Source organism: Haloterrigena alkaliphila, assembly GCF_017352155.2.
Taxonomy (GTDB): domain Archaea; phylum Halobacteriota; class Halobacteria; order Halobacteriales; family Natrialbaceae; genus Haloterrigena; species Haloterrigena alkaliphila.
The window spans coordinates 2,273,316-2,296,746 of record NZ_CP071462.1 but is presented as its reverse complement, the minus strand read 5'-3'; the positions used below and the strand labels follow the sequence as shown (position 1 = coordinate 2,296,746).

25 protein-coding genes are annotated in these 23,431 nt (G+C 68.5%); 11 read left to right on the top strand and 14 right to left on the bottom strand.

What is annotated here, in order from left to right:
• Window positions 1–121: 121 nt before the first annotated feature.
• Window positions 122–649: a DUF84 family protein gene (locus J0X25_RS30030; protein ID WP_207287591.1), complete on the bottom strand. Its 528-nt coding sequence runs from the start codon at window positions 647–649 to the stop codon at window positions 122–124.
• A gap of 219 nt (window positions 650–868) precedes the next feature.
• Here J0X25_RS30030 and J0X25_RS30025 point away from each other — a divergent pair, with 219 nt between their 5' ends.
• From J0X25_RS30025 to J0X25_RS30015, 3 genes are all read left to right on the top strand, one after another.
• Window positions 869–1,855: a transcription initiation factor IIB gene (locus J0X25_RS30025; RefSeq protein ID WP_207287590.1), complete on the top strand. Its 987-nt coding sequence runs from the start codon at window positions 869–871 to the stop codon at window positions 1,853–1,855.
• 70 nt (window positions 1,856–1,925) lie between these two features.
• Window positions 1,926–2,621: a type I 3-dehydroquinate dehydratase gene (locus tag J0X25_RS30020; protein WP_207287589.1), complete on the top strand. Its 696-nt coding sequence runs from the start codon at window positions 1,926–1,928 to the stop codon at window positions 2,619–2,621.
• A gap of 57 nt (window positions 2,622–2,678) precedes the next feature.
• Window positions 2,679–3,128, top strand: a complete 450-nt coding sequence (locus tag J0X25_RS30015) for a zinc ribbon domain-containing protein (protein ID WP_207287588.1) — start codon at window positions 2,679–2,681, stop codon at window positions 3,126–3,128.
• A 45-nt stretch (window positions 3,129–3,173) separates the two neighbouring features.
• Here J0X25_RS30015 and J0X25_RS30010 read toward each other — a convergent pair whose 3' ends face one another.
• Window positions 3,174–4,403, bottom strand: a complete 1,230-nt coding sequence (locus J0X25_RS30010) for a 3-dehydroquinate synthase II (protein WP_207287587.1) — start codon at window positions 4,401–4,403, stop codon at window positions 3,174–3,176.
• A 234-nt stretch (window positions 4,404–4,637) separates the two neighbouring features.
• Between J0X25_RS30010 and J0X25_RS30005 the strand changes: the two genes are divergently transcribed.
• The gene (locus J0X25_RS30005; RefSeq protein WP_207287586.1) at window positions 4,638–5,315 is read left to right on the top strand and encodes an HAD family hydrolase; all 678 of its coding nucleotides are present in this window, start codon (window positions 4,638–4,640) and stop codon (window positions 5,313–5,315) included.
• A gap of 64 nt (window positions 5,316–5,379) precedes the next feature.
• On the opposite strand, the gene J0X25_RS30000 is transcribed toward J0X25_RS30005, so the two are convergent.
• Window positions 5,380–5,916: a hypothetical protein gene (locus tag J0X25_RS30000; protein WP_207287585.1), complete on the bottom strand. Its 537-nt coding sequence runs from the start codon at window positions 5,914–5,916 to the stop codon at window positions 5,380–5,382.
• A 159-nt stretch (window positions 5,917–6,075) separates the two neighbouring features.
• Window positions 6,076–6,651 (bottom strand): SprT family zinc-dependent metalloprotease, encoded by a 576-nt coding sequence (locus J0X25_RS29995; protein ID WP_207287584.1) that lies wholly within the window; start codon window positions 6,649–6,651, stop codon window positions 6,076–6,078.
• Window positions 6,652–6,737: 86 nt separating this feature from the next.
• Between J0X25_RS29995 and J0X25_RS29990 the strand changes: the two genes are divergently transcribed.
• Complete coding sequence (locus J0X25_RS29990; protein WP_207287583.1) at window positions 6,738–7,721, top strand: phosphorylase family protein; 984 nt, start codon at window positions 6,738–6,740, stop codon at window positions 7,719–7,721.
• A gap of 19 nt (window positions 7,722–7,740) precedes the next feature.
• Here J0X25_RS29990 and J0X25_RS29985 read toward each other — a convergent pair whose 3' ends face one another.
• From J0X25_RS29985 to J0X25_RS29955, 7 genes are all read right to left on the bottom strand, one after another.
• The gene (locus J0X25_RS29985; protein ID WP_207287582.1) at window positions 7,741–8,337 is read right to left on the bottom strand and encodes a poly-gamma-glutamate hydrolase family protein; all 597 of its coding nucleotides are present in this window, start codon (window positions 8,335–8,337) and stop codon (window positions 7,741–7,743) included.
• 59 nt (window positions 8,338–8,396) lie between these two features.
• Window positions 8,397–9,638 carry an NRAMP family divalent metal transporter gene (locus J0X25_RS29980; RefSeq protein ID WP_207287581.1) on the bottom strand — a complete coding sequence of 414 codons (1,242 nt, stop codon included), beginning with the start codon at window positions 9,636–9,638 and terminating at the stop codon, window positions 8,397–8,399.
• A 335-nt stretch (window positions 9,639–9,973) separates the two neighbouring features.
• Window positions 9,974–10,771, bottom strand: a complete 798-nt coding sequence (locus tag J0X25_RS29975; RefSeq protein WP_207287580.1) for a 2-amino-3,7-dideoxy-D-threo-hept-6-ulosonate synthase — start codon at window positions 10,769–10,771, stop codon at window positions 9,974–9,976.
• A 24-nt stretch (window positions 10,772–10,795) separates the two neighbouring features.
• The gene (gene trpA, locus J0X25_RS29970; RefSeq protein WP_207287579.1) at window positions 10,796–11,662 is read right to left on the bottom strand and encodes a tryptophan synthase subunit alpha; all 867 of its coding nucleotides are present in this window, start codon (window positions 11,660–11,662) and stop codon (window positions 10,796–10,798) included.
• Window positions 11,659–12,978, bottom strand: a complete 1,320-nt coding sequence (gene trpB / locus J0X25_RS29965) for a tryptophan synthase subunit beta (protein ID WP_207287578.1) — start codon at window positions 12,976–12,978, stop codon at window positions 11,659–11,661. The genes trpA and trpB overlap by 4 nt, the downstream gene beginning before the upstream one ends.
• A 40-nt stretch (window positions 12,979–13,018) precedes the next feature.
• Window positions 13,019–13,810: an indole-3-glycerol phosphate synthase gene (gene trpC / locus J0X25_RS29960; RefSeq protein WP_207287577.1), complete on the bottom strand. Its 792-nt coding sequence runs from the start codon at window positions 13,808–13,810 to the stop codon at window positions 13,019–13,021.
• 611 nt (window positions 13,811–14,421) lie between these two features.
• Window positions 14,422–15,129, bottom strand: coding sequence for a PHP domain-containing protein (locus J0X25_RS29955; RefSeq protein ID WP_207287576.1), 708 nt, complete (start codon window positions 15,127–15,129; stop codon window positions 14,422–14,424).
• A gap of 54 nt (window positions 15,130–15,183) precedes the next feature.
• Between J0X25_RS29955 and J0X25_RS29950 the strand changes: the two genes are divergently transcribed.
• From J0X25_RS29950 to J0X25_RS29930, 5 genes are all read left to right on the top strand, one after another.
• The gene (locus J0X25_RS29950) at window positions 15,184–16,134 is read left to right on the top strand and encodes a diacylglycerol/lipid kinase family protein (protein ID WP_207287575.1); all 951 of its coding nucleotides are present in this window, start codon (window positions 15,184–15,186) and stop codon (window positions 16,132–16,134) included.
• A gap of 90 nt (window positions 16,135–16,224) precedes the next feature.
• The gene (locus J0X25_RS29945; RefSeq protein ID WP_207287574.1) at window positions 16,225–16,791 is read left to right on the top strand and encodes an NUDIX hydrolase; all 567 of its coding nucleotides are present in this window, start codon (window positions 16,225–16,227) and stop codon (window positions 16,789–16,791) included.
• Window positions 16,792–17,025: 234 nt separating this feature from the next.
• On the top strand, window positions 17,026–18,399 hold the full coding sequence (locus tag J0X25_RS29940; protein WP_207287573.1) for a glycosyltransferase family 4 protein: 1,374 nt from the start codon (window positions 17,026–17,028) through the stop codon (window positions 18,397–18,399).
• A gap of 2 nt (window positions 18,400–18,401) precedes the next feature.
• Window positions 18,402–19,124 carry a class I SAM-dependent methyltransferase gene (locus tag J0X25_RS29935; RefSeq protein ID WP_207287572.1) on the top strand — a complete coding sequence of 241 codons (723 nt, stop codon included), beginning with the start codon at window positions 18,402–18,404 and terminating at the stop codon, window positions 19,122–19,124.
• The gene (locus tag J0X25_RS29930) at window positions 19,121–20,176 is read left to right on the top strand and encodes a glucosidase family protein (protein WP_207287571.1); all 1,056 of its coding nucleotides are present in this window, start codon (window positions 19,121–19,123) and stop codon (window positions 20,174–20,176) included. The genes J0X25_RS29935 and J0X25_RS29930 overlap by 4 nt, the downstream gene beginning before the upstream one ends.
• Before the next feature lie 287 nt (window positions 20,177–20,463).
• On the opposite strand, the gene J0X25_RS29925 is transcribed toward J0X25_RS29930, so the two are convergent.
• On the bottom strand, window positions 20,464–21,207 hold the full coding sequence (locus tag J0X25_RS29925) for a class I SAM-dependent methyltransferase (RefSeq protein WP_207290893.1): 744 nt from the start codon (window positions 21,205–21,207) through the stop codon (window positions 20,464–20,466).
• Between the two features lie 11 nt (window positions 21,208–21,218).
• The gene (locus tag J0X25_RS29920) at window positions 21,219–22,328 is read right to left on the bottom strand and encodes an alkaline phosphatase family protein (RefSeq protein WP_207287570.1); all 1,110 of its coding nucleotides are present in this window, start codon (window positions 22,326–22,328) and stop codon (window positions 21,219–21,221) included.
• A 219-nt stretch (window positions 22,329–22,547) separates the two neighbouring features.
• On the opposite strand from J0X25_RS29920, the gene J0X25_RS29915 reads away from it, so the two are divergent.
• A complete protein-coding gene (locus tag J0X25_RS29915; protein ID WP_207287569.1) occupies window positions 22,548–22,871 on the top strand; it encodes a DUF7853 family protein in 324 nt (107 codons plus the stop codon).
• A gap of 119 nt (window positions 22,872–22,990) precedes the next feature.
• Here J0X25_RS29915 and J0X25_RS29910 read toward each other — a convergent pair whose 3' ends face one another.
• The gene (locus J0X25_RS29910; RefSeq protein ID WP_207287568.1) at window positions 22,991–23,293 is read right to left on the bottom strand and encodes a DUF7977 family protein; all 303 of its coding nucleotides are present in this window, start codon (window positions 23,291–23,293) and stop codon (window positions 22,991–22,993) included.
• Between the last annotated feature and the right edge of the window lie 138 nt (window positions 23,294–23,431).

Here is a 23,431-nt window from a genome sequence, read left to right as displayed (position 1 = left end):
TTAATATAGTATATTTCGTGACTATCACAAGTCTAAAACCATCACAGAAGGCTAAACGCGGACGATCGCGCGGGACCGACACGATAGGACGAACGGCCTCAAGCGGTCCTGAACCGACGAATCAGTAGTCGATTGGAAGCGATTCGCTCGCGACGAACGGGCCGAAGGCACAGGCTACTGCTTCGCCCAGCGCCTGTGCCCGGCCCGTCAACCCGGCCGTGAGCACGCCGGCCGCACCCTCGGTCTCGGCGACACCCGAAGTGTCGAGAACGTCGTCCATCACCGGACCCAGTTCCGCTCCGTCCGCGAGGCGGTCGGCGACGTCGTCCGGGAGGCGGAGCGTGGGACCGCCGCCGCGTTCCATCCGATCGCCGTCGGTCGCGGCACCCCACATGATCAGCGACAGCCCCGGAACCCCTTCGATGCGGGCGACGCCGCCCTCGAGACCGATGCCGTAGTCGGCTCCGGTCGCCGCGAGGGTCCGCCGCGCGCGGGTTTCGGCACCCGTCACGGTCTCCTCGATCGACCAGGGCTGTTCGGGGACGCCGGAGTCGACGTCGGCCGCCGTGACCGTCGGCTCGAATCGCTCGAGCGTGCGTTCGACCGCCTCCACCTTGACCGGGTTCGTACTCCCGACTGCGAGCTCCATGGCGGCGATTCGAACGGCACGCAGTTGGACCCACCGGTGCGGGTCTCTTTCTCAGCTTTAATGTTTTGATCGTTGATGCTAGTTCCCGCGAATTACCCGCTTTCGAGAGGTGTCGGGTCGCGATTTCGAAACCCTTAACCATCGAGTGTCAGAACCACGTAGGTAACGAATCCGTCCGGGCTTTTGCAGCCAGTTCGGCCGGTCAGCATTCGCCATCGTATGACCAACACTCCATCGAACACCAGAGTACGACGTACCGAGCGGGAAACGGACGAATCGACGAGCGAAACCGAGAGCGAGCAAAGCGACCTCGCCTGCCCCGAGTGTACGGGCAACCTCGTCGTCGACGACGAACACGGCGAGACGGTCTGTGAGGATTGCGGCCTCGTCGTCGAGGAGGACTCGGTCGACCGCGGCCCCGAGTGGCGCGCGTTCGACGCCGCCGAAAAGAACGAGAAGTCCCGCGTGGGCGCGCCCACGACGAACACGATGCACGACAAGGGGCTCTCGACGAACATCGACTGGCGCAACAAGGACGCCTACGGCAACTCCCTGGGATCCCGGCAGCGGGAGAAGATGCAGCGCCTGCGCAAGTGGAACGAGCGCTTCCGAACCCGCGACTCCAAGGAGCGCAACCTGAAGCAGGCGCTGGGCGAGATCGACCGGATGGCCTCCGCGCTGGGCCTGCCGACGAACGTCCGCGAGACCGCCTCGGTCATCTACCGGCGCGCGCTCGAGGAGGACCTGCTGCCCGGTCGCTCCATCGAGGGCGTTTCGACGGCCTGCGTCTACGCGGCGGCCCGACAGGCCGGCGTCCCCCGGAGCCTCGACGAGATCGCGGACGTCTCCCGCGTCGAGAAGAACGAGATCGCTCGGACCTACCGTTACGTCGTCCGCGAACTCGGACTCGAGGTCCAGCCGGCCGACCCCGAGAGCTACGTTCCCCGCTTCGCCTCCGGACTGGAGCTCTCCGACGAGGCCGAACACCGCGCCCGCGGGCTCCTCCAGAACGCCAAGGAGAAGGGCGTCCACAGCGGCAAGTCGCCGGTCGGTCTCGCGGCCGCCGCCGTCTACGCCGCCGCGCTCCTGACCAACGAGAAGACCACGCAGGCCGCCGTCAGCGACGTCGCGGACATCTCCGAAGTGACGATTCGAAACCGGTACCACGAACTCCTCGAGGCCGAGGAGACGCTGGGGCTGGCCTGAGACCGCGCGACGGGTGGCGTAACTCGCCGGAACGACACCGTTTTTCTCGCGCTCGTTCGAGAGGCTAGGTATGAGTCTCGACTTCGATTCGTTCGTTCTCGCTGCTGCGACCGCCGATCTCTTCGCGGAACCGGCCGCTCGCGAGCACGCGGACGCGATCGAGTTCCGGATGGATCTCGCCGACGACCACCTCGACGCACTCGAAGCCTCCGACGGCGATCTGCCGATCCTCGCGACCAACCGGGCCGCATGGGAGGGCGGCGAGTGGGACGAGGACGATGCGGAGCGACTCGAGGTACTGGCAGAGACGACCGCGTTCGAGGCCGTGGAGGCGATCGACGTGGAGCTCGAGGCGATTCTGGACGACGAGCTCGACACCGACGCAGTCCTCGAAACCGCACGTGAGCGCGACGTTTCAGTAGTGGTCTCGGCCCACGACTTCGAGGGGACGCCGCCGCGGGGCGAACTGGTCTCGACGCTGACCGAGGCGAGCAAGTACGGCGACGTCGCGAAACTGGCCGTGACGGCCGAGTCGAAAGCCGACACCATCGCCCTGCTCTCGGCGACCGAGCAACTGGAGTACCACGGCGATACCGTCGCGACGATGGCGATGGGCGAGGTGGGGAGCCACACGCGCGCGGTGGCGCCGATCTACGGGTCGAAGATCGGCTACGCCCCCGTCGACCCCGATGAGGCGACCGCTCCCGGCCAGTACGACCTCGAGACGCTGTCGGACCTGCTGACCCGACTGGGCGTTCGCGACTAGTCAGCGCCGAAGAGAAATCGGAATGTTAAGGGCAGGGGTGCCCTAGCACCACGTACGATGACATGGCTTCGCGCGGTCGCCGCCGGTGTCCTCTCGCTGTTGCTCCCCGGCGCCGGCCACGCTCTCCTTCGGGATTGGCTCCGCGCCCTGCTGTTCGCCGGGCTCTACTTCGTGGCGATCTGGTTCTTCTACCCGGTTCAGGATCTCGCCACCGACGGCGGCTCGCTGTCCGAGATGATGTCCGAGTCGATGGACGTCGCCGCGAACGTCGATCCGATGGCCCAGATGACGATCATGCTCGTGGTCGCGATCGCGACGTTCGACGCGATCCTCCGCGCGTTCGGGTTCCCGCCGACTGCGAACGCCTCGAGCGACGGTCCGACCTGTCCCGAGTGTGGCAAAGAAGTCGACGCCGACCTCGAGTTCTGTCACTGGTGTACGACTCGGCTCGAGCCGATGACCGCCGAGACCGACGAGGCCGAAGCGGAAGAGACGGCACGGTCGTGAATCTGATCTACAGCCCGTTCGATCGCGCGCCGAAGTTCCGGCCGACTACTTCTCGATGATGCTCTCCTCGACGGCTTCGCCGAAGTGGCGCGCCGTGTCCTCGTAGTAGAGGAGGAGTTCGTCGCCGGCCTCGAGGTCCGTCACCGCCGTCCGTCCATCGCGAGTGGGGACTTTTATCGTCTCGGCGTTCTGGAGGAGGGTCTCGACCCGATCGCCCGACTCGGTCTCGAGGGCGACCCGGAACATCGGTCGCTGCTCGATCTTGACCCGCCCGACGATGGCCTCGCGGGTGTTGCCCGCGGTGTCGACGACCTGCACCTCGTCGCCGCTCTGGAGTTCCGAGAGGTACCTCGTGCCGCCGTCGGGCGTGCGGACGTAGGCGTGGACGGCGCCCGCGTTGACTCGGAAGGGCCGGGAGGCGACGTAGGGCGACTCGGCGGTCTCGGCGTGGACGAACACGAGGCCCCGGGACATCGAGCCGACGAGCATCCCCTCGTCGTGTTCCATCAGATTTCCGGTGTCCACGCAGACCCGGTCGGCGCTGCCGACGCGCTCGACGTCGAGCACCTCGGCGTACTCGAGGTCGAGCGACTCGCGTTCGGCCTCGTCGCGGACCTCGACGGTCTCGCGGATCTCGTCGGGGTCGTCCGAGTCGAGCAGGACGGCGTCGGCGCCGATCTCGAGGGTCTCGAACGCCGTTTTAGCCTCCTCGGCGCTGGAGACGCCCGCGACGAGCGTGGTCTCCTCGCCGATGCGGGCGATCAGGTTCTCGAGGGGGATGATCGTCCAGTCCTCGCCGACGACGATGGTGTAGTCGGCCTCGTCGGCGGCGGTCTCGGCGAACCGCTCGTACTCCTTACCGAGGATGCGGACGTAGGCGCCGCGGGCGAGGTCGCCGTCGCGGCGGCGAAGCGTCGAGAGGTCCGCCGACCCGGAGAAGTCCTCGGGGAGGTCGATCGTCGCGTCGCCCTCGCCCTCCTTGCCGACGACGACGGCGTCGGGCCGGACGGTCGTCCCGTCGCCGTCGCCGTCGGCTTCGGCCTCGTCGATGTCGTCGATATCGTCGACGGTGTCGACCTCGTCGACCAGCGTCACGTCGCCGTCGGTCCGGAACGCCGCGACGCCGATGTCGCCGAGTTCGCGCACGCGTTCGACGTCGTCTTCGTCGACCAGTACCCAGTCGGCGCCCGCCTCGAGCGCGGCGGTGATCCGCGCCCGGCGGTCGTCCCAATCGCCGACGGCGTCGTCGGCTTTGACCCAGACAGATCGCGTCATATCTCGACCCTCGAAGGGAACCGGCTTGAACGTGGCGAATGCCGCAGGTCGCGACGACCGACCGCCGATTCGCGACCACATCGCCCCGTCGGTCGCTGACCCCGGCCGGTGACCGAACGAGGGCGTCCGTAACCGGAGGACGCGTTCAATACTCTGGTCGCGTCCACCGCTCGACCGTGCGGTATCCTGCCACGATCGAAACGTTAAGACCGCCAGCCCTCCTCTCTCGAGGCGATGGCCGCGTACGATGCGATCTGTTTCGATCTCGACAGTACCCTCTGCGAGCCCACGCGGGACCCCGCGACGCTGCTCGAGGCGACGTTCGAGCGGGCCGACTGCGAGCCGTTCTGCACGCCGACGGACCTGCGGGCCGCGATTCCCGCGCTGCCGACCGCCGAAACGGATCGCGAGTTCTTCGACCAGTTGTTCGTCGAAGTCGCCCGCCGCGCCGGCGCCGATCCGGCCCTCGCGCCGACGCTCGCGGACCACTATCTCGACCTGCAGGACCCGACCGCCGTCCGGTTTCGACCCGGGGCGGAGGCGGCCCTCGAGCACGCCCGCGACCGCGCACAGGTCGGCCTGATCACCAACGGCGGGCGGCCGACACAGACGAAAAAGCTCGAGGCGCTGGGCATCGCCGACGCGTTCGACGTCCGCGTGTTCACCGATCCGGGGAAGGGAATCCACCCGAAACCCGACGCGGCTCCCTTCGAACGCGCGCTCGCGGGGCTCGAGGCGACCCCCGAGACGGCGATTCACGTCGGCGACTCGCTGCACGCCGATATCGCGGGTGCGAACGCGATGGGAATCGACTCGGCCTGGATCGACACCGGCCACGAGGGGCTCGACGGCGTCGACCACGAACCGACCTACGAACTCGCGTCGCTCGAAGCGTTCGAAACGATCGTCTAGTCCGGATCGAGTGTCGAGCGGGAGGAAACGGTCGAACGGGCGGTCCGTTCCGGCGTGAAACCGGCTACTGCTGCTCCGGCAGCAGGTCCTCGTGAACCAGCGCGCGGTACTGATTCTCCGTGGCTTCGTCGAGTCGTTTGAGCAGCGCCGTTCCCCGTCCGAAGCTCTCGGGCAGTTCGAACGGGTCGTCGCCGTCCTCGTCGCGGCGCTTGCAGCGGTTGACGTAGGTGAGCAGCGTCGGGTAGGTGTCGACGCGGGCGTAGACGACGCCGATGTCGTCGGTCACCTGTTCGTCCCAGCGCTCGAGGATCGCCTCGGTCTCGAGTCGCGGCTGTTGCTGTTTCGCGGCCAGTTGCTCGGCGTCGATTTCGACGTCGGCGAGGACCTCGTCGAACGCCTCCTGCAGCCCGTCGGCGTCGCCCTCGACGGGCGGCGCGTCGGATTCGGTCTCGAGCAACTCGTCGAAGGCGTCCAGTTCCGCGCGCCGCACGGCGACCGGATAGACGAAGTCGTGGGTCTCCTGCGGTAGTTTGAACGACTTCCCCTCGATCCCCTGTTTGCCGGGGCCGGAGTCGCCCAGCATTAGCTCGAGTATACCCATAGCTGAACAGGATAGCGGCAGGTGAATAAGTGTTCCGCGCTCGACCGATCACACGGGCGAGCGGCCGAATCGCGGTCGGTCGCTCGCTCGTCGCCGTCATCGCTCGCTGCCGTCGTCGTCACCACTCGTCGCCGTCGCCGTCACCGCTCGTCGTCGCCATCACCACTCGTCCTCGAGGGCCGCCTTCGCCCCGCCGAATCCGCTGGCTGTCGTCCACGTCCGGCCGCTCTCGGCGTGTTCGACTTCGTAAGCTCCGCCGCAGACGCCACAGCGGTACTGATCGGGCGACTTCACCGGCTTCGACGCTCGGTGACGGTTTGCCGTCCAGTCGCAGTCGGCCGTCAGACAGCGCAGGACGTAGCGGGGCTCGGAGAACGACTCGCAGTGCCGCGGCGCCTCGAGTTCGGCCGCCTTCTCGCGAAACCGCGGTCCGTGGCCGGACTCGCCGAACCGCTGGAACTCCCAGGCGTGGACGAGTTCGTGTCTCACGACGCCCGCGAACGTCTCCCAGTCGTAGCGCCGGTAGGCTCGCCGCGTGAGCACGATGGTCGCCACCTCGCGGTCGGCGTTCCAGCGACACGCTCCCGCGCGCCGACGGGCGCGGGTCGAGACGTCCCACTCGAGGGCGTCGCGGTCGACGGCGAAGTCGTACTCCTCGAGGACCTCGCGGGCGTGGATCCGCGCCCGGGCGAGGAGTTCGTCGTCGACCGTGAGGTCGGCGTCCTCGTCGATCACGGGCCGGGGAACGCAGGCGGTGATAGAAACTCTTCCGGTCTGACGAATCCGGTGGGCCTTTGCGCGACGGCGCCCTGGCCACCGCTATGAGTGACAGCGACGACGCGCTGCCGACGCCGCGGACGCCCGATCCGGACGCGCCCGTCTGCCCCGCCGCGCTGGTCCTCACCGCGGCGTTCGAGGCGCCGCTCGACGAGCGTCGGCCGTGGCTCGAGCGAGACGAGATCGCCGGCGCGCTCGAGGTTCCGGGCGCCGACACCCCGATCTACCTGACCGAGGAGGGGATCGCCGTCACGACCACCGGGATCGGCAAGAGCGACGCGGCGACGACCGTCACCGCCCTGCTCGCGGCGCCGGGGCTCGACCTCGAGTCGGCCTACGTCGTCTCGTGTGGCATCGCGGGGTCGTCGCCCGACACCGCCGCGCTGGGATCGGTCGCGGTCGCGGACGCGGTCGTCGACTGGGATCGGAAACACCGGTGGGATCACGGGTCGAGCGGGAGCGACTCGAGCGCGCCTGGGGACGACATTGGGACGGCTGACGAGCGTCCCATCGACCTCCTGGCCTACCGCCCGCGGGACTACGTTCACCGACTCGAGGAATCGGTCGTCGACCGTGCGCTCGCGGCCGCCGGCGACGTCGACCCGCTCGAGGACGACGACGCGCTCGAGTACCAGCGCGAGTATCCCGCCGCGCCCCAGACGGGGCCGACCATCGAACGCGGGACGACCGTCTGCGGCGACGAGTTCTGGCACGGCCCCCGCTACGCGCGGGAGGTCGCGTGGCTCTGCGAGGCCTACGGCGTCGGGCCCTACGTGACGACCCAGATGGAAGACGCCGCGACGGCGACCGCCCTCGAGCGGTTCGGTCTCCGCGACCGGTACCTGAGCGTGCGCGCCGTCTCCAACTACGACCGGCCGGCGCCCGGCGAGTCCGTCGCGGAGAGCTTCGACGGCGATCCCGCGAGTCTGGCGCTGGCGATCGACAACGCGGCCCGCGTCGGGAGCGCAATCGTCGAAGCCCTGATCGAGGCTGACCCACTCGGGATCGGTACGGATCGTTCCGCCTGATTGCTCGACCTCGAGGGAGTTAGAGTACGCCGGCGGTCCGGAGGTCCGCGAGCGCGGCGACGACCGCCTCGCGCTCGTCGTCGCGGACGGCGCGGCTCTGCTCGAGCTGCAAACCGCCCGCGCCGTCCCGTGCGAGCCAGTTAACGAAGTTGTCCGGGCTGACGCCGGCGCAGGGGCCCGACGAAACCGGTTCGACGGGCGCCGAGAGGCACCTCGAAAGACGACGGCTGACGCGGCGTTTCGTCTCGCGGTCGGTGGCGCCGCCGACGAGCACCCGATCGTCGCCGAGGCCGTGGAAGCTGACGACCGTCTCGAACCCCCGGTCGGCGATCTCGCCGAGCAGCGGGTACTCGTCGGGAGAAACGTCGCTCGAGGGCGGGTGCCACAGTTCGAACGAGTTCCGCTCGTCGTCGTACCCCAGACACGCCCAGCAACTGGCGTTCGGGAGCCGGGCGGTCAGGTCGATCGCCTGCTCGGCGGTCCAGGGTTCGACCTGCCCGCCGTGGGCGGCACAGACCAGCACCTCGTCGTTCGTCCCGTCGTCGTACAACAGCTCGGTGTAGTGTCCGGTGTCGGTCTCCTCGAGCCGGTGGCTCCGAAACGTCGCTCGAGTCACGGAGCCGAATACGCGATCGATCGGAAAAATACCCGTCCTGGCGCCCGCCGGATCGAGGACTAGAGCCAGCCAGCGAGCGTCGTCGCGAGCGACTCGGCCGTCATGGCGCTGCCGATGAGCAGGACGAGCGCGACGAGCGCGAAGGCGACGTTCTCTTTTTTCGATATATCGCCGTACCGGTTGACGGCGCCGATCAGTCCGAGGACGGTGACCGGCAGGGCGATCAGGCCGTTGATCGCGGGCATGATGATCGCCATCCGAACGGGCGTGAGGCCGGTGTTGGCCAGCAGCCAGAACGCGGACAGCGCCGAGAGGGCGATGAGGCCGACGACGGTCGCCCGGAACCGCGCGTCGCCGAACTCGGTGTGGTGGCCCAGCGCCTGCGGGACCATGTAGCCGGCGCCGAACAGCGTCCCGGTCGCCGAGCTGAAGCTGGCGAGCAGCGCCGCGATCAGGAAGACGTAGAGCGCGCCCTGACCGAGGCTTTCCGCCAGCGGTTCGCCGGGTCCGGTGAGCGTCATCGTCCCTTCGGTGAGCGTGACCGCCGAGACGATCATCACGAACGCGCCGATGGTGAGCGTGGTCATGATCCCGGCGGCGTTGTCGCGCCGGTAGCTGTTGACGTCGGACCACTCCTTGGTCGGGCCCATGCTCGACTGGATGAAGAAATTGGGCCAGTAGACGGTCGTCCCGAGCAGCGCGATGATCGCCGTGAGGTAGCCGATATCGCTGGTCAGCGCCGGAACGAGTCCCGCGGCGACGTCACCGATCGGGATGTCGAGCCCCACGAGCAGGAGCCCGTAGGAGGCGAAGACGGCGATCACCATCGCGGCGATCGCACCCTCGATGCGTTCGTAGACCCGCAACTCGACCAGCGCGATCCCGACGCCGCTCGCCAGCAGGATGCCGATGAGGACGTTGTCCAGTCCCGGAACCAGCCACGCCAGCGCCGCGCCGGCGATCGCGTAGTTCGAGATCGACCAGAGGGAACTCATCGCGGCCATCAAAACGATGAGCGCTCGCCCGCTGGGACCGGGCAGGCGATCGACCAGGTAGTCGGTCAGCGGTTCGCGGGAGACCGCCAGCCGGGCCGACATGTCGTGGAGTGCGATATCGATGAGGAACGCCAGCGGGAGCACCCACAGGAGCGCGAACGCGAAGTTCGCGCCGGTGTCCGCCAGAATGTAGACCGATCCCGCGCCGAAGACGTTCGCCGCGAACAGTACGCCGAGACCGTACGCTTCCAGGAGATCGGCGAGCTTCGCCTGCACGCCGCCGACTTGATATGTCTCACTCGCCATCGACGACCACCTCCGACCATCGGGTGACGCGTATGAGTTTGCGGGTGACCGTGGCGGATCGTAGTTCCATACACACCACTACGCCAAGATAGGGGAGTGGGTTCGGCTTGCATCGGCCACTGACGGATAACTAACTTGCAAATACAACGCGCAGGAATGGTAAGTAGCCGAACAGCCGGTCCACGAGACCGCTCGTCGGGAACCGAGTACCGCCGGTGGTACACCGAGAAGTCGCCAACCGAGGGTGCGAGACGGAGCGGTCGGTTGCGACAGTCGCGTCTGCGGGCAAGCGACCGATCAAGTGAGAAAAGCGGGACTCGAGACGGGACCGGCGCTCAGGCCTCGAGGGCCAGTCCGGCCTTCGTCAGTGCCTCCTCGGCCGAGCAGTCGTCGTGGACGACCGCGGCGACGGCGGTCGCGATGGCCTCGGGGTCCTCGTGCTGGAAGATCGACCGCCCCATCGAGACGCCGGCGCCGCCGGCGTCCATCACGCCGCGGACCATCTCGATCGTCTCGCGGTCGGTGCCCTTCGAGCCACCGGCGATGACGACCGGGAGCCGGGTCGACTCGACGACGTGCTGGAAGCTCTCGGCGTCGCCGCTGTAGCCCGTCTTGACGATATCGGCGCCCAATTCCTCGGCGATCCGGACGGCGTGGCCGAGCGCCTCGGGGTCCTCGGGGTCGACCCCCGGACCGCGGGCGTAGGCCATCGCGAGCACCGGCATGCCGAGGCGGTCCGCTTCCGCGGTGACCTCCGAGAGCTGGGAGAGTTGGTCGGGCTCGTGGTCGGAGCCGACGTTGATGTGGAAGGAGACGGCGTCGGCGCCGACGCGGACGGCCTCTTCGACGGTGCCGGTCGGACGCTTATCGTTCTCGTCGGGCCCGATCGTCGTCGAGCCGTTGAGGTGGACGATGTACCCCTTGCCGTTCTTGTGCTCGTGGACGCGGGGCGCGATCCCCTTCTGCGTGAGGACCGCGTCGGCGCCGCCGCGGGTCACGCCGTCGATGGTCGATTCGATGTCCTTGAGCCCCTGGACGGCGCCCATCGTGACCCCGTGATCCATCGGGACGATCACGTAGGAGCCGTCCGTGCCGATTCGGTCGAGTCGCGCGTCGATGCCTGTGGTAGTCATTGCGAGTTTGTAGCAAGCTTGCAGTTATGGCTGTTCTGGTTCCGGTGTATCTTCCGGATCGACCGTGATACTGTCCGCGCCGCGCCGGGCGCCGCGTTTGAGTTCGCGGGCCTTCGCCTCGAGATCGACCGCCGGCTCGTCGCTCGAGGCGACGATATCCACCAGCGCGCTGCCGACGATGACGCCGTCGGCGCCGGCCTCGACGATCTCGGCCGCGTGGTCGCCCTCGCTGACGCCGAAGCCGACCGCCTTGGGCACGTCGAACGCCGACAGACGCTCGAGACTCTCATGGGTGGCCGTCGAGACGTCCGCGCGCGCGCCGGTCGTTCCGAGGCGGGCCTGCACGTAGGTGAAGCCCGAGACCTGCGACATGATGGTCTCGAGGCGCTCGCCTTCCGTCGTCGGCGCGACGATGAAGACGAGATCGAGGCCGTGGTCGTCGCAGGCCTCGCGGAGGGGATCGGCCTCCTCGGCGGGCAGGTCGGGGACGATGATCCCCGCGAGGCCGGCCTCGGCCGCGCGTTCGACGAACGGCCGAACGTCGGGCTCGTCTCCATATTGGAGAATCATGTTGTAGTAGGTCATCACCAGCAGCGGCGCCTCCGTCTCGAGGTCGTCGACCAGTTCGAAGAAGCCCTCGGGGGTCGTCCCGGCCTCGAGCGCGCGGTTGATCGCGGCCTGGATCGTCGGTCCCTCCGCGATCGGTTCCGAGAACGGCAGGCCGAGTTCGATCAGGTCCGATCCGCCGCGATCGAGGGCCTCGACGTACGCCTTGGTGTCCTCGAGGGAGGGATCGCCCGCGGTGAGGTAGGTAATCAGCGCGGGGTGCTTCTCGCGGATGGCGGCTTCGACGTCGCTGTCGTACTCCGTCCCCGTCGAATCGGCGGTCATCCGTCGAACACCTCCACCTCGGGCGCGGCCTCGAGGTCGCGCTTTTCGGTCTCCTCGAGCACCGTCTCGAGGTCCTTGTCGCCGCGGCCCGAGACGTTGACGACGACGAGGTCGCCGAGTTCCTCAGAGCTCTCTTCGTCTCGCGGGCTTCGCCCGCTCGACGTATCCGCGGCGGTTCCCGCCGCGCGCTCGAGGTAGCCCAGCGCGTGGCTCGACTCGAGCGCGGGGATGATCCCCTCGAGGCGCGAGAGTCGGTGGAAGCCGTTGAGCGCGGCCTCGTCGTCGACGCTCACGGGGGTAACGCGACCGATATCGACGAGGTGGGAGAGCTCCGGGCCGACGCCGGCGTAGTCGAGCCCCGCGCTCACGCTGTGGGATTCCATGATCTGGCCCTCCTCGCTCTGGAGGAGTCTGGTCATCGCACCGTGGAGGACGCCGTCCGTGCCCGTCGAGAGCGTCGCGGAGTTGGGCGCGACGCCCGATTCGGCGTCGATCTCGAGGCTCGAGCCGCCCGCTTCCACCGCGTAGAGGTCGACGTCCTCGTCGGGGACGAACTCGTGGAACGTGCCCATCGTGTTCGAGCCGCCGCCGGCGCAGGCGACGACGCTGTCGGGCAGCCGCCCGGCCTTCTCCTGCACCTGTTCGCGGGCCTCGCGGCCGATAACGCTCTGGAAGTCCCGGACCAGTTTCGGGAACGGGTGGGGACCGACGACCGAACCGATGACGTAGTGGGTGTTCTCGACGGTCGTCGCCCAGTCGCGCAGCGTCTCGTTGATCGCCTCCTTCAGGGTCCCGCTGCCGGCCTCGACGGGATTCACCTCGGCGCCGTTCATCCGCATCCGGTAAACGTTGGGCCGCTGGCGGTTGACGTCCGTCCGGCCCATGTAGATCTCGCAGGGCATATCGAGGTGGGCCGCAGCCATTGCGGTCGCCGTGCCGTGCTGGCCGGCGCCGGTCTCGGCGATGATCCGCTCCTTGCCCATGTACTTGGCCAGCAGGACCTGTCCGAGCGCGTTATTCAGTTTGTGCGCGCCGCCGTGGACCAGGTCCTCCCGCTTGAGGTAGATGTCGCGGTCGTAGCGCTCGCTGAGTCGATCCGCGCGCTGGAGCGGCGTCGGTCGGCCGCCGAAATCGCGCATTCGCTCGCGAAACTCGTCCATGAAGCCGTCCTCGTTGTTCAGGACGTAGCGCTCGTAGGCGTCCTCGAGTTCCTGCAGGGCCGGCATCAGGGCCTCGGGGACGTACTGGCCGCCGTAGTCGCCGAACGTGGCCTCGCTGTCGCGCTCGCGGTCGTGGTCGTGATCGCTCGTGCTCATTTCTCTGTCTCGTCTCCGTCGTGTGCGTGGTCGCTCGTGCTCATGTCTCGTCCTCGGTCTCCGCGGAAACCAATCGCCGGGTGTTCTCGGTCACGTCGCTGTCGGCCGCACCGTGGTCCATGATGGCGCTGCCGACGAGCAAGGCGTCGGCCCCCGCCTCGCGCATCCGTCGGACGTCGGCCGGCGACGAGACGCCGCTCTCGGCGATCAGCGTTACCTCGTCCGGAGCGTGGGGTGCCACGGACTCGAAGGTTTCGAGGTCGACCTCGAGTCGCGCCAGATCACGGTTGTTGACGCCGATGATGTCGGCACCGACCTCGAGGGCGGCCTCGAGTTCCGATCGGTCGTGAACCTCGACGAGCGGCTGGAACCCGCGCTCGCGCGCGGCGCCGATGAGTTCCTCGAGCGCGTCGGTCTCGAGGAAGCGGACGATCAGCAGGAGTAGGTCGGCCTCGACGGTATCCAATTGTTTCTCGCGGAGGACGAAGTCTTTCCGGAGAACGGGGACGTCGACGGCCTCGCGGATCCGGGTCAGCGCTTCCGGCGACCCGCCGAAGTGGCTCGGTTCGGTGAGCACCGAAATCGCCGTCGCGCCGCCCGCGACCATCGCCTCGGCGAGTTCGACGGGGTCGTCGTCGCGGGTCCCGTCGGACGTGGGGCTCGTGGGTTTCACCTCGGCGATCACCGGAACGCGGTCGTCGGCCTCGGCCTGCGCGATCGCGTCGGGCAGCGACCGCGCGTCGACGTCGACGACCTCGTCGCCGCCGGTGCGCTCCCGTGCAGCCTCGAGGATCGACTCGACCGCGGGCGCGAGGTCCGTGTCGGGGTTCATTATTGTACATCGACGTACTCATATGTACAAAAGCTTTGCGTCATCGTGGCGTGCTTTCGGACTAGGAGGAGCGTTTGCGGTGGCGCGCGCTGTCGGCCGACCGAGTGATAGCGAGGGCGGCCGATGACGCCGTGCGAGGTCGTCGTGAGCAGCGCGGGACCCTCGGTCCCGCGAGCCGTTCGCGCGGCAACGCCGCGCGAAGACGAAGCGAGCGACAGCTTGGAAGACGTAAAGCGTCTTCCAGTGGATGAGTGAGCGACGCAAGGAGCGAACGGTGGTTCGAGAGAGGTTCGCTCTCTCGTCATCAAGCGAAATCGAAGATTTCGCGGACCTCGCGGAACTCCGTTCCGCTCAGTCACGAAACGCCGTCGGCGTTTCGAACGACTACGCCGTTCGCGTTCGCGGCGCGTAGCGCCGCGCTCTCGCTCACTCATCCCTCGCGTGATTTCGAATCGCGCCTCGCTGATCGCTCACGGCTCCCGGTGGTCGCCGCTCGCGTTTCCGAGTCCGCCACTTCGTTCAGCCCTCGCTTCGCTCGCCGCGATTCAGCACGCGCCACCGCAGTCCCCTCCTCGTCACACTGACAGCGTGCGGTCCTCGTCACAGCACGGTCAGTCCTCGCCCGGCGGGGTCCCGACACCCGGCGTCGGCCGTTCGATCGCGTCGATCACGTGTTTGTGCCGGTGAATCACCCGGTACGCCCGGCGCAGGAGCCGATCGAGCGGCGAATCGGCGACGCGAGCGCTCACCCGGCCGTCGCGGATCGCGTCCACGACCGCCTCGGGGGTGAATCGGTCGGCCTCGACGACCGTGTACGCCCGCCCCACCTCGAAGGGGTAGTGGGCGTCGCTCCCGCCGACCAGCGGGAGGTCGCGTTCCGCGGCCAGTTCCTCCACGAGCGGCCGCGAGCGCGGGTGTTTGCCGTTGACCTCGATCGCGTCGAAGGGGACCTCCTCGAGTTCCCGTACGGAGCTGTTGCGAAACGGGTGGGCGACGATGGCGGCGCAGTCCCGGTCGTGAGCCAGCGCGACCGCTTCCGCCGGCGAGAGCGCGCCGGGTTTCGTCGCCGACGGTGGGTCCGGTCCCACGACGAGGACGTGGCCCTGATCGGTCGTGATCTCGATCCCGGGAATCGTCTGGGCGCCCCCTGGCGGGTCCAGCGGCGTGTAGTAGTCGTGGTTGGTCGTCGCGACGCCCTCGAGGCCGCGGCGACCCGCGGCCCGCGCGAGCAGGCGGGCGCCCAGCGGGTCGAACCGATCGCCGAGGGCCCGGCGACCGTGGAAGAATCTCGTGTGCGCGTGGAGGTCGACCGTATACATGGTAGAGCAGACGCCGGGCAGACTCTTTTGCCTGCGGCCGGCATCTCCTGCAGTATGGGCTCCGACGCTGCGAGCGATCGCGTTCTCGTTCTCAATCCCGTCAGCGGGAGCGGGGATCACGTCGACGAGGTCGCCGAACTGGCGGCCGAGCACGGATTCGCGGTTCGACAGACCGAGGAGGGTGGCGACGCCAAGCGCATCGCCCGCGAGACCGCACCCGACGCCGACCTCGTCGCCGCGGCCGGGGGCGACGGAACGCTCAATGCGGTCGTCAACGGCATCGCCGCTGCCGACGCTCTCGCGACGACCGGCGTCGCGGTCGTCCCGGCGGGGACGGGAAACAACTTCGCGGCGAACGTCGGGATTCGGAGCATCGAGCACGCGTTCACGGTGATCGAGGAGGGGCGACGTCGATCGATCGACATCGGGACGGCGAACGACCGGATCTTCGTCAACTCCTGCGTCGGCGGCGTCACCGCCGAGGCGAGCAGCGAGACGTCGCCGGAGAGCAAGGAGTCACTGGGCGTGCTCGCGTACGTGAAGAACACGATCGAGACGGTCGGCTCGTTCGAATCGCTCCCGCTGCGGGTGAAGACCGCCGCGAGGCCGAACGGGGAACGGACGCAAGCCTGGGAGGGCGACGCGCTGTTCGTCCTCATCGGGAACTGTCGACGGTTCACCGGCGCGCGCACCGCACAGGCCGACGTCGAGGACGGCCTGCTCGAGGTCACGATCGTCGAGGACACCGCAGCCATGGAGCTGCTCGGCGGCGCGGCCCGCGAGCGGCTGTTCGACGGCGACAGCGACTGCATCGTCACGCGGCGGACGCCGGCGCTCGAGATCGAGAGCCGCCGGGACGCCGTCGAGTACAGCCTGGACGGCGAGATGCTCGAGACCGAACACCTCCACCTCGAAACGAACGCGAGCGCGCTCGAGATCGCCGTCGGCGACGCCTACGAGCCGGATCCCGACGCGGACGGGCCGCACTGGCCCTTCGAGACGTGACGTCCGAACGAGGGGAGACGACCATCCCGACGGGGTCAGACGCCGACGGAAGACGATACTGGTTTCAAGAACCGTCGTAATTATCAGGGTATGACTACGCCTCAGGAACGCCACGACGCGGAGCACAAGAACGCCGAACAGGACGTGATCGCCGTCGACGCCGACGACAACGAACTCGAACTGGTCAACCGACTCGAGGCCCACACCGGCGACGGGATCCGCCACCGCGCGTTCACCTCGCTGGTCTTCGACGGCGAGGGGAACGTGTTGCTGGCCCAGCGAGCGCCCGGCAAGCGCCTCTGGGGAACCTACTGGGACGGCACCGTCGCCTCCCACCCCGTCGAGGGCCAGAGCCAGGAGGAGGCGACCCGCCAGCGACTCGAGGAGGAACTGGGGATCACGCCCGACCAGTACGGCGACCTGCGGCTGACCGATCGCTTCGAGTACAAGCGCTACTTCGAGAACGCGGGCGTCGAGCACGAGGTCTGTGCCGTCCTGAAACTGACGCTGGAGGATCGCAGCCTCGATCCCGACGAGGAGGAGGTCGCGGGCCTGCTGTGGGTCCCCTACGAACGACTCCACGAGAATCCGGAGTGGTACCGCCAGCTCCGGCTCTGCCCGTGGTTCGAGATCGCGATGCGCCGCGACGTCGAGTAGCCGCGCTCGAGCGTGTCTAGAACCGTATACCTCGCCCGACTCACCTGACTGGAAACCCGGTTCCCCTCAGGAGTGGGCGTTCTCAATTCCGGCCGCTCGAGCCCCAGACGGCCGTTTTGGGTACTCGCCGATCGGCAGCGATGGCGGCCGCGTCTCGGAATCGAACACCGTCTAGAAACAGTACACGAGCGGGAGGTTTATTAGTGAGTGCCCACACATGAAGGATAGACTGCGATGGTCAGTGATACGTTCAGGCGTCTCCTCCGGGGCAGTATCATCACCTCGTCGGCGTCGGCAGGGGGGTCGACCGCCGCGAGCGCCACGACGGAGGCGGGCCCGTCACCCGGGACGGCGCGGCTCGAGGGCGAGCCGCTGGATATCTGTCTGTTGAGCTACCGATCGAACCCCTACTCCGGCGGGCAGGGCGTCTACGTGAAGTACCTGAGCCGGGCGCTGACCGACCTCGGCCACTCCGTCGACGTGATTTCGGGCGAGCCCTACCCCGAACTCGACGACGACGTCGGCCTGATCAAGTTACCCGGCGAGAACGTCGTCGACGAACTCGACCGCCTCGGCCAGTTCGAGCCGTCGTACCTGACGGATCCGCTCGCGATGTACGAGTGGCTGAGCGCCCTCACCGGCGGGTTTCCGGACCCCTACGCCTTCGGCCGCCGCGTCGTCGACTACTTCGAGGAGCGCGACCCCGACTACGACGTGATCCACGACAACCAGTCGCTGTGTTACGGCCTGCAGACGCTGCGCGAGCGGGGTCACCCCGTCGTGGCGACGGTCCACCACCCGATCACCGTCGACCGGGACGCCGCCCTCGCCGCGGCCGACGGCTGGGGCGAGCGTCTCCTCATCCGCCGCTGGTACCGGTTCCTCCGGATGCAACGCGAGGTCGTCCGGGAGCTCCCCCACGTCCTGACGGTCTCGGAGTCGGCCAAGCGTCGCACCGTTTCGGACTTCAGCGCCGACCCCGAGTCGATCCGCGTCGTCCACAACGGCATCGACACCGACCTGTTCGAACCCGTCGATCAGAGCGTCGACCGTCCGCGGGTGATGACGACCGTCAGCGCCGACGTGCCCCTGAAGGGGGCGCGCTACCTGCTCGAGGCCTTCGCCGAGGTTCGCGAGGACGTCGACGCGGAACTCGTCGTCGTCGGCGAGTTCGACGAGGGTGGCGACTGCGACCGGCTGCTCTCGGAACTGGGAATCGCGGACGCCGTCGAGACCCACAGCGAGATCAGTTACGACCGGATGATCGACCTCTACGGCACCGCGGACGTCGCCGTGGTCCCGTCGTTATACGAGGGCTTCGGCCTCCCCGCGGGCGAGGCGATGGCCTGTGGCGTTCCGGTCGTCGCGACGACCGGCGGTGCGCTCCCCGAGGTGGTCGGGGACGCGGGCGTCCTCGTCAAGCCGGGCGACGCCGGCGAGATGGCCGACGCGATCCGCGACCTGCTCGCGGACGACGACCGGCGCCGACGGCTGGGCGAGCGGGCCCGCGACCGGATCGTCGAGGAGTTCGACTGGGAGCGCGCCGCTCGCGAAACAGTTCGCACGTATCGAACCGCGATCGAGGCCCGAGCGACGCGGGAGGCCTGACCATGGAGACGATCGACTTCGACAGACTCACGCTGACCCCGGGAATGCGCGTCCTCGACGTCGGCTGCGGCGAGGGCCGCCACGTCAACGCCGCCGCCCTCGAGAACGTCCGGGAGGTCGTCGGCGTCGACCTCGAGCGCTCGAACCTGACCGCCGCCCGCGAGGACTACGAGGAGTACATCGCCCCCGAGACGGACGTCCCGGTCACGTTCGCGACGGGTGACGCGCTCCGACTGCCATTCGAGGACGGCGCCTTCGACGTCGTCTGCTGTACCGAAGTCCTCGAGCACATCCCCGACTACGAGGCGGCGCTCGACGAACTTCGCCGGGTCTGTAAGCCGGGCGGCACGCTCGCGGTCAGCGTTCCCCGCGAGGGGCCCGAACGGGTCTGCTGGGCGCTGTCCGACGAGTACCACCAGGTCGAGGGCGGCCACGTCCGCATCTTCGACCGCGAGGAACTGCGCGAGGCGATCGAACGGCGCGGCTTTCGGCGCACCGACGGCCACTTCGCCCACGCGCTGCACGCCCCCTACTGGTGGTTGAAGTGCCTCTGGTGGGACCGCGATCAGCGCGACGAGGCGCCGCTGCCGCTGCGGGCCTACGACCGGTTCCTCGAGTGGGACGTCCTCGAGTCGCCCCGGCCGGTGCGGCTGCTCGAGCGGGCGCTCGACCCCGTCGTGGGCAAGAGCGTCGTCTACTACTTCGAACTGGAGGGAGCGGCGTGAGCGACGCGTCCGGCCGACGGTCGCTCGCCGACTGGGGGCTCGAACCCGCGGTCGACTACGTCGAGCGCACCCAGCGCGAGGACGGTCTCGTGCTCTGGTATCCCGACGGCCCCGCGGATCCGTGGGACCACGTCGAGAGCGCGATGGCGCTGTCGGTCGCCGGCCGGGACGCGGCGGCCCGGCGGGCCTACCGCTGGGTCGCCGACGTCCAGCACGACGACGGGGCGCTGTGGGCGACCTACGGCGACAGCGAGGACGGCGACGGCGCCCACGAGGGCGACGAACCGCGCAAGGAGACCCACCGGAGTTGCTACGTCGCCGTCGGCGTCTGGCACCACTACCTGTGTACCGACGATCGCGCGTTTCTCGAGACGATGTGGCCGACCGTTCGCGACGCCCTCGCGTTCGCCTGCGCCCACCAGGCCCCGACCGGCGAGATCTACTGGACCGTCGGTCCCGACGGCGAGGTCTACGAGGACGCGCTGGTCGCCGGCTGCGCCTCGATCTACAAGAGCCTCGCCTGCGGCGCGGCCGTCGCGGACGTCATCGGCCACACCGAGGCCCGCGACCGCTGGCTCGAGGCCCGCGCCGACCTCGGCGAGGCGATACGGGAGCGGCCAGACCGGTTCGACCGCACCTGGGAGAGCAAGTCCCGGTACGCGATGGACTGGTTTTACCCCGTCCTCTGTGGGGTCGTGACCGGCGATCCGGCACGGCGACGGCTCGAGGCCGGGGAAGACCGCTTTCTCGAGACGGAACTGGGCTGTCGCTGCGTCGCAGACGAGCCGTGGGTGACCGTCGCCGAGTCCTGCGAACTCGTGCTCTCGCTGGCCGCGGTCGGCCGGACGGAACGCGCCCGCGAGATCTACGAGTGGCTCTTCCAGTGGACCGACGACGAGGGCGTCTTCTGGACGGGCTACCAGTTCGAGGACGGGGAGTTCTGGCCCGGCGAACGCCCCACGTGGACCGGCGCGGCCGCGGTGCTGGCCGCGGACGCGCTCTCGGGGCTCTCTTCCGCGGCAGATCTATTTACCGACCCGCAGCCGGAGTGAGATCGGATCGGCGACGCTCCTCGAGCCGAGACGGGATCGTTCGGCGCGGACGCGTTATTTGTCCGTGAACACTCTGAGTACGCCCCCGGCGAGTATCAGCGTCGCTCCGAAAACGATCCCCAACGGCGGCGGGAGCGGCGTGAGCCGCACGAGCCCGACGAGTATGACGATAGTGGAGAGTCGAACCACGGGTCCCCTAGAACGAACGCACTGAAAAGGTCGCTGCGCGCGTTATTCAAGCGGCGAGTCGGAGGCGCGTCGCTCGCTGTGGCTACGGACGCGTTCGCTCACTCCGTCCTCCCGGACGACGGAATCCGGGCGATTCCCGTATCGCAGACCACGCACGCGCGCAAGTCGTTCGTACAGGTGAACCGGTCGAACAGCCTCGAGAGGCGCACGTCGTGACTGGCGAGCACGCCGCCCGCTGCGAGGTGGGAGAGGGCCGTCTCGTACTCGAAGCGCATGTGGGGTAGCCGGTGATCCGAATCGTGCAGGAACAGGTCGACGGAGCCGACGCGCTCGAGCAACGTCGGCAAAACCTCCCGCGCGTCGCCCCGATGCAGTTCCCACCGATCGCGACAGCGATCCGGAATCAGGTGGCCGTACTCGAAGGGGCCCGGCGGCCCGTCGGGCAGGTCCACGGAGTGCAGCGTCCCGCCGCCGTTCTCTTCCATCGCCGCCAGCACGTGCGCGTCGAACGAGCCGTACAGGACGCCCGTCTCGACGGCCGTCTCGACCTCGAGGGCGCGACAGACGACGTACAGCGTCACCCCGTCGCGCCAGTGGGTGGTGTCGGTCGCCACGCCGGCGTCGTGGATCTCCGCCACGCGGTCGGCGTAGCTGTCGTGGAACCACTCGAGGGACTCGTACTCGCGCTCGTACGCGCGGAGTTCCTCGGCGGTGGCCGGGAGCACGCGTGCCAGCCGCTCGGCCCGCTCCTCGGTCTCCTCGCCGTAGTCGAGGCGACGGCGCTCGAGGCCCAGTCGGGCCTTCCGGAGGGCGTAAACGGCGTCTCGCAGGCGGCCGGACAGCGGACCCCTCGTCACCGGTACCCCAGCGCCTCGAGGCGCGATTCCACGTCGTCGTCCTCCTCTGGTTCATCACCGCCTCGTCCGGTGCTGGCGTCCGCGTCGTCGGTCCCACCGCCCTCGCGGATCGCGTCGGGCAGGGCGGGCTCGCAGGTCCCGCGATCCGCGCCCTCGCGGACGACCCACGGAACCCGCCGCAGGGCGGGCACCGGCGTCCCGGGCGGGTGGGACCAGACGCCGTACTCCCCGAGCGCGTTGCCGTGGTCGCTGGTCATCGCGACCCGGCCGTCGCAGTTCTCGAGCAGGCGCGCGACGTCGTCCAGTACCCACTCGAGGTTGTCCCGGTAGGCCGCCCAGACGGCCTCGAAGGGGAGGTCGCCGTCGCGGACCCGCAGCCACGGATCGTTCATCGAGTCGTCATCGTCGTCGGCCTCGGCGAAGGCCTCGAGCGCCTCGCGCTCCTCGGGCGTGAGGTCCTCGAGGTCGAGTTCCTCCTCCGCCGACGCGTCGACCGCGTCCTCGTCCCCCGCGTCGATCTGTCCCCAGTGTTCGATGTCGGCCGCGCCGAAGAACCACCCCGGCTCCGACCGGAAGGGTGCGTGGGGCTGCATGTAGTGGACGAGCACGCGGTCGATCCCGAGTTCCTCGCGGCGCCGCCAGATCGCGATCGCGGCGTCGGTGAGGGAATCGGGCGGGATCGTCGAGATGTCGTCGTCGACCCAGTCGTCGCGCCAGGCCTCGTGGAAGACGCCGAAGTCGGCGTCCGTCAGCGGCAGGACGTCGTCGGAGGTGACGAGGATGTGTTCACAGGACTGCGAGGAGAAGGGGTTGCCGGTCACGTAGGCGGTCCGGGCCATCTCCTCGCGGTAGGCGGGCGCGAAGGTCCGGTCCATCCACTCGGCGGACTGCGATCCGACCGACCACAGCGAGTCCACGGCCTCGGGCCCGGGCAGCGCCTCGTGACCCGCCGCGGCCGTCTCGCACATGAGATCGAGGCGACAGCCGTCGAGGACGCAGCAGACGTCCCACTCGCGCTCCCAGATCGCCGTCGCGGGAACGAGGCGCGAGAGCGTCCGTCCGATACGGCCGGTCGCGATTCGCTCGGATAACGTCGCGAAATCCATCGGCGTCGGCTCCTGTATACTGGCTGGATACCGTTCTGTTAGTAGCTTTTGATCGGCGAACGAACCGGTCGCCCCGACGACCGGTCGCGACGCCCCCGAGGCAGGGGTGCCGGGTCGAATTACCTCCGGAAACAGAAATATGCCACACGGTAACAAGGCTTATAATAGGGCAGTTCGTAGCCTCGACCGAGGACCGACACAACCGGTCCGTGTGACGAAATGAGTTCCCCACCACCGGAAACCGAGACGTACGAAGTTACGCTCTCCAGAGACGAGCAATGGGTCGCCCACCACGTTCTCGCGGACGCCATCGACGAGGCCCTCGACGAGGACGAGACCCCCCCGACGTGGGCGGTCGAACTGCTCGAGGAAATCGAGGACCGGAACGAGACGGACGTACTCACCGGCTATCAGGCCCAGCAGCTCTTCGACGCGATGGCGACGTACGTCGACCGGGAGGAGACGCCCGAGCGGGACGTCGTCCACGGATCGAGCGTCGTCGACCGACTCGAGGACCGCCTCGAGTCGCCCGAAACTGCGTAACGACGGCGCTTCGACGCGAACGGAACCGGCGACGAAAAAACGAGCGATACTGGTTTTCGATTTCGACGAGCGACGGACGGTGTTCCCCGGCAGATTACGGACGCGTCGTTGCCCGCCGGTTAGGGACGCGTCGTTCCCCAGACGGCCGCCAGCGCGAGGAGTGCGGCCGGGAACAGCGGGAGGCTCAACAGCGCGAAGCGGTAGCCGACGTCCGGCGGCCAGAGGAGGATCGCCACCGGCGCGACGATGAAGGCGACGACGATCATGCCGACGACGACCCAGCCTCGCCAGTCGAACTCCCGGTCGGCCGTCTCGGGATGGGGCGGTTCGGTGGTCGGTTCACCCGCGGACTCCGTTCGCTCCCCGCCCTCGTCGAACGTCGAGGGGTCGTGGACGTAGCCGCCGTCGTCGCTCGAGGTCACGCACGGGTCTTGCGGGGCCGTGGTGATAGCCCTCCCGGTTCCGGAGGGATTTCGCGAGGGGACCGAATCGATTCGGCGCGAGACTCGAGTGAGTATTCGGAGCACGTTCGAGACTGCAACTGAACGGGGTATTCGCAC

Bases quoted from the DNA above. Each gene is read 5' to 3' on its own strand.
- J0X25_RS30005 (WP_207287586.1), top strand. From the start codon at position 4,638: ATGGCCGCGTACGATGCGATCTGTTTCGATCTCGACAGTACCCTCTGC.
- J0X25_RS30020 (WP_207287589.1), top strand. From the start codon at position 1,926: ATGAGTCTCGACTTCGATTCGTTCGTTCTCGCTGCTGCGACCGCCGAT.
- J0X25_RS29980 (WP_207287581.1), bottom strand. From the start codon at position 9,638: ATGGCGAGTGAGACATATCAAGTCGGCGGCGTGCAGGCGAAGCTCGCC.
- J0X25_RS30030 (WP_207287591.1), bottom strand. From the start codon at position 649: ATGGAGCTCGCAGTCGGGAGTACGAACCCGGTCAAGGTGGAGGCGGTC.
- J0X25_RS29990 (WP_207287583.1), top strand. From the start codon at position 6,738: ATGAGTGACAGCGACGACGCGCTGCCGACGCCGCGGACGCCCGATCCG.
- trpA (WP_207287579.1), bottom strand. From the start codon at position 11,662: ATGACCGCCGATTCGACGGGGACGGAGTACGACAGCGACGTCGAAGCC.
- J0X25_RS30000 (WP_207287585.1), bottom strand. From the start codon at position 5,916: ATGGGTATACTCGAGCTAATGCTGGGCGACTCCGGCCCCGGCAAACAG.
- J0X25_RS29955 (WP_207287576.1), bottom strand. From the start codon at position 15,129: ATGTATACGGTCGACCTCCACGCGCACACGAGATTCTTCCACGGTCGC.
- J0X25_RS29940 (WP_207287573.1), top strand. From the start codon at position 17,026: ATGGTCAGTGATACGTTCAGGCGTCTCCTCCGGGGCAGTATCATCACC.
- J0X25_RS29975 (WP_207287580.1), bottom strand. From the start codon at position 10,771: ATGACTACCACAGGCATCGACGCGCGACTCGACCGAATCGGCACGGAC.
- J0X25_RS30015 (WP_207287588.1), top strand. From the start codon at position 2,679: ATGACATGGCTTCGCGCGGTCGCCGCCGGTGTCCTCTCGCTGTTGCTC.
- J0X25_RS29935 (WP_207287572.1), top strand. From the start codon at position 18,402: ATGGAGACGATCGACTTCGACAGACTCACGCTGACCCCGGGAATGCGC.
- J0X25_RS29920 (WP_207287570.1), bottom strand. From the start codon at position 22,328: ATGGATTTCGCGACGTTATCCGAGCGAATCGCGACCGGCCGTATCGGA.
- J0X25_RS30025 (WP_207287590.1), top strand. From the start codon at position 869: ATGACCAACACTCCATCGAACACCAGAGTACGACGTACCGAGCGGGAA.
- J0X25_RS29915 (WP_207287569.1), top strand. From the start codon at position 22,548: ATGAGTTCCCCACCACCGGAAACCGAGACGTACGAAGTTACGCTCTCC.
- trpB (WP_207287578.1), bottom strand. From the start codon at position 12,978: ATGAGCACGAGCGATCACGACCACGACCGCGAGCGCGACAGCGAGGCC.
- J0X25_RS30010 (WP_207287587.1), bottom strand. From the start codon at position 4,403: ATGACGCGATCTGTCTGGGTCAAAGCCGACGACGCCGTCGGCGATTGG.
- J0X25_RS29950 (WP_207287575.1), top strand. From the start codon at position 15,184: ATGGGCTCCGACGCTGCGAGCGATCGCGTTCTCGTTCTCAATCCCGTC.
- trpC (WP_207287577.1), bottom strand. From the start codon at position 13,810: ATGAACCCCGACACGGACCTCGCGCCCGCGGTCGAGTCGATCCTCGAG.
- J0X25_RS29945 (WP_207287574.1), top strand. From the start codon at position 16,225: ATGACTACGCCTCAGGAACGCCACGACGCGGAGCACAAGAACGCCGAA.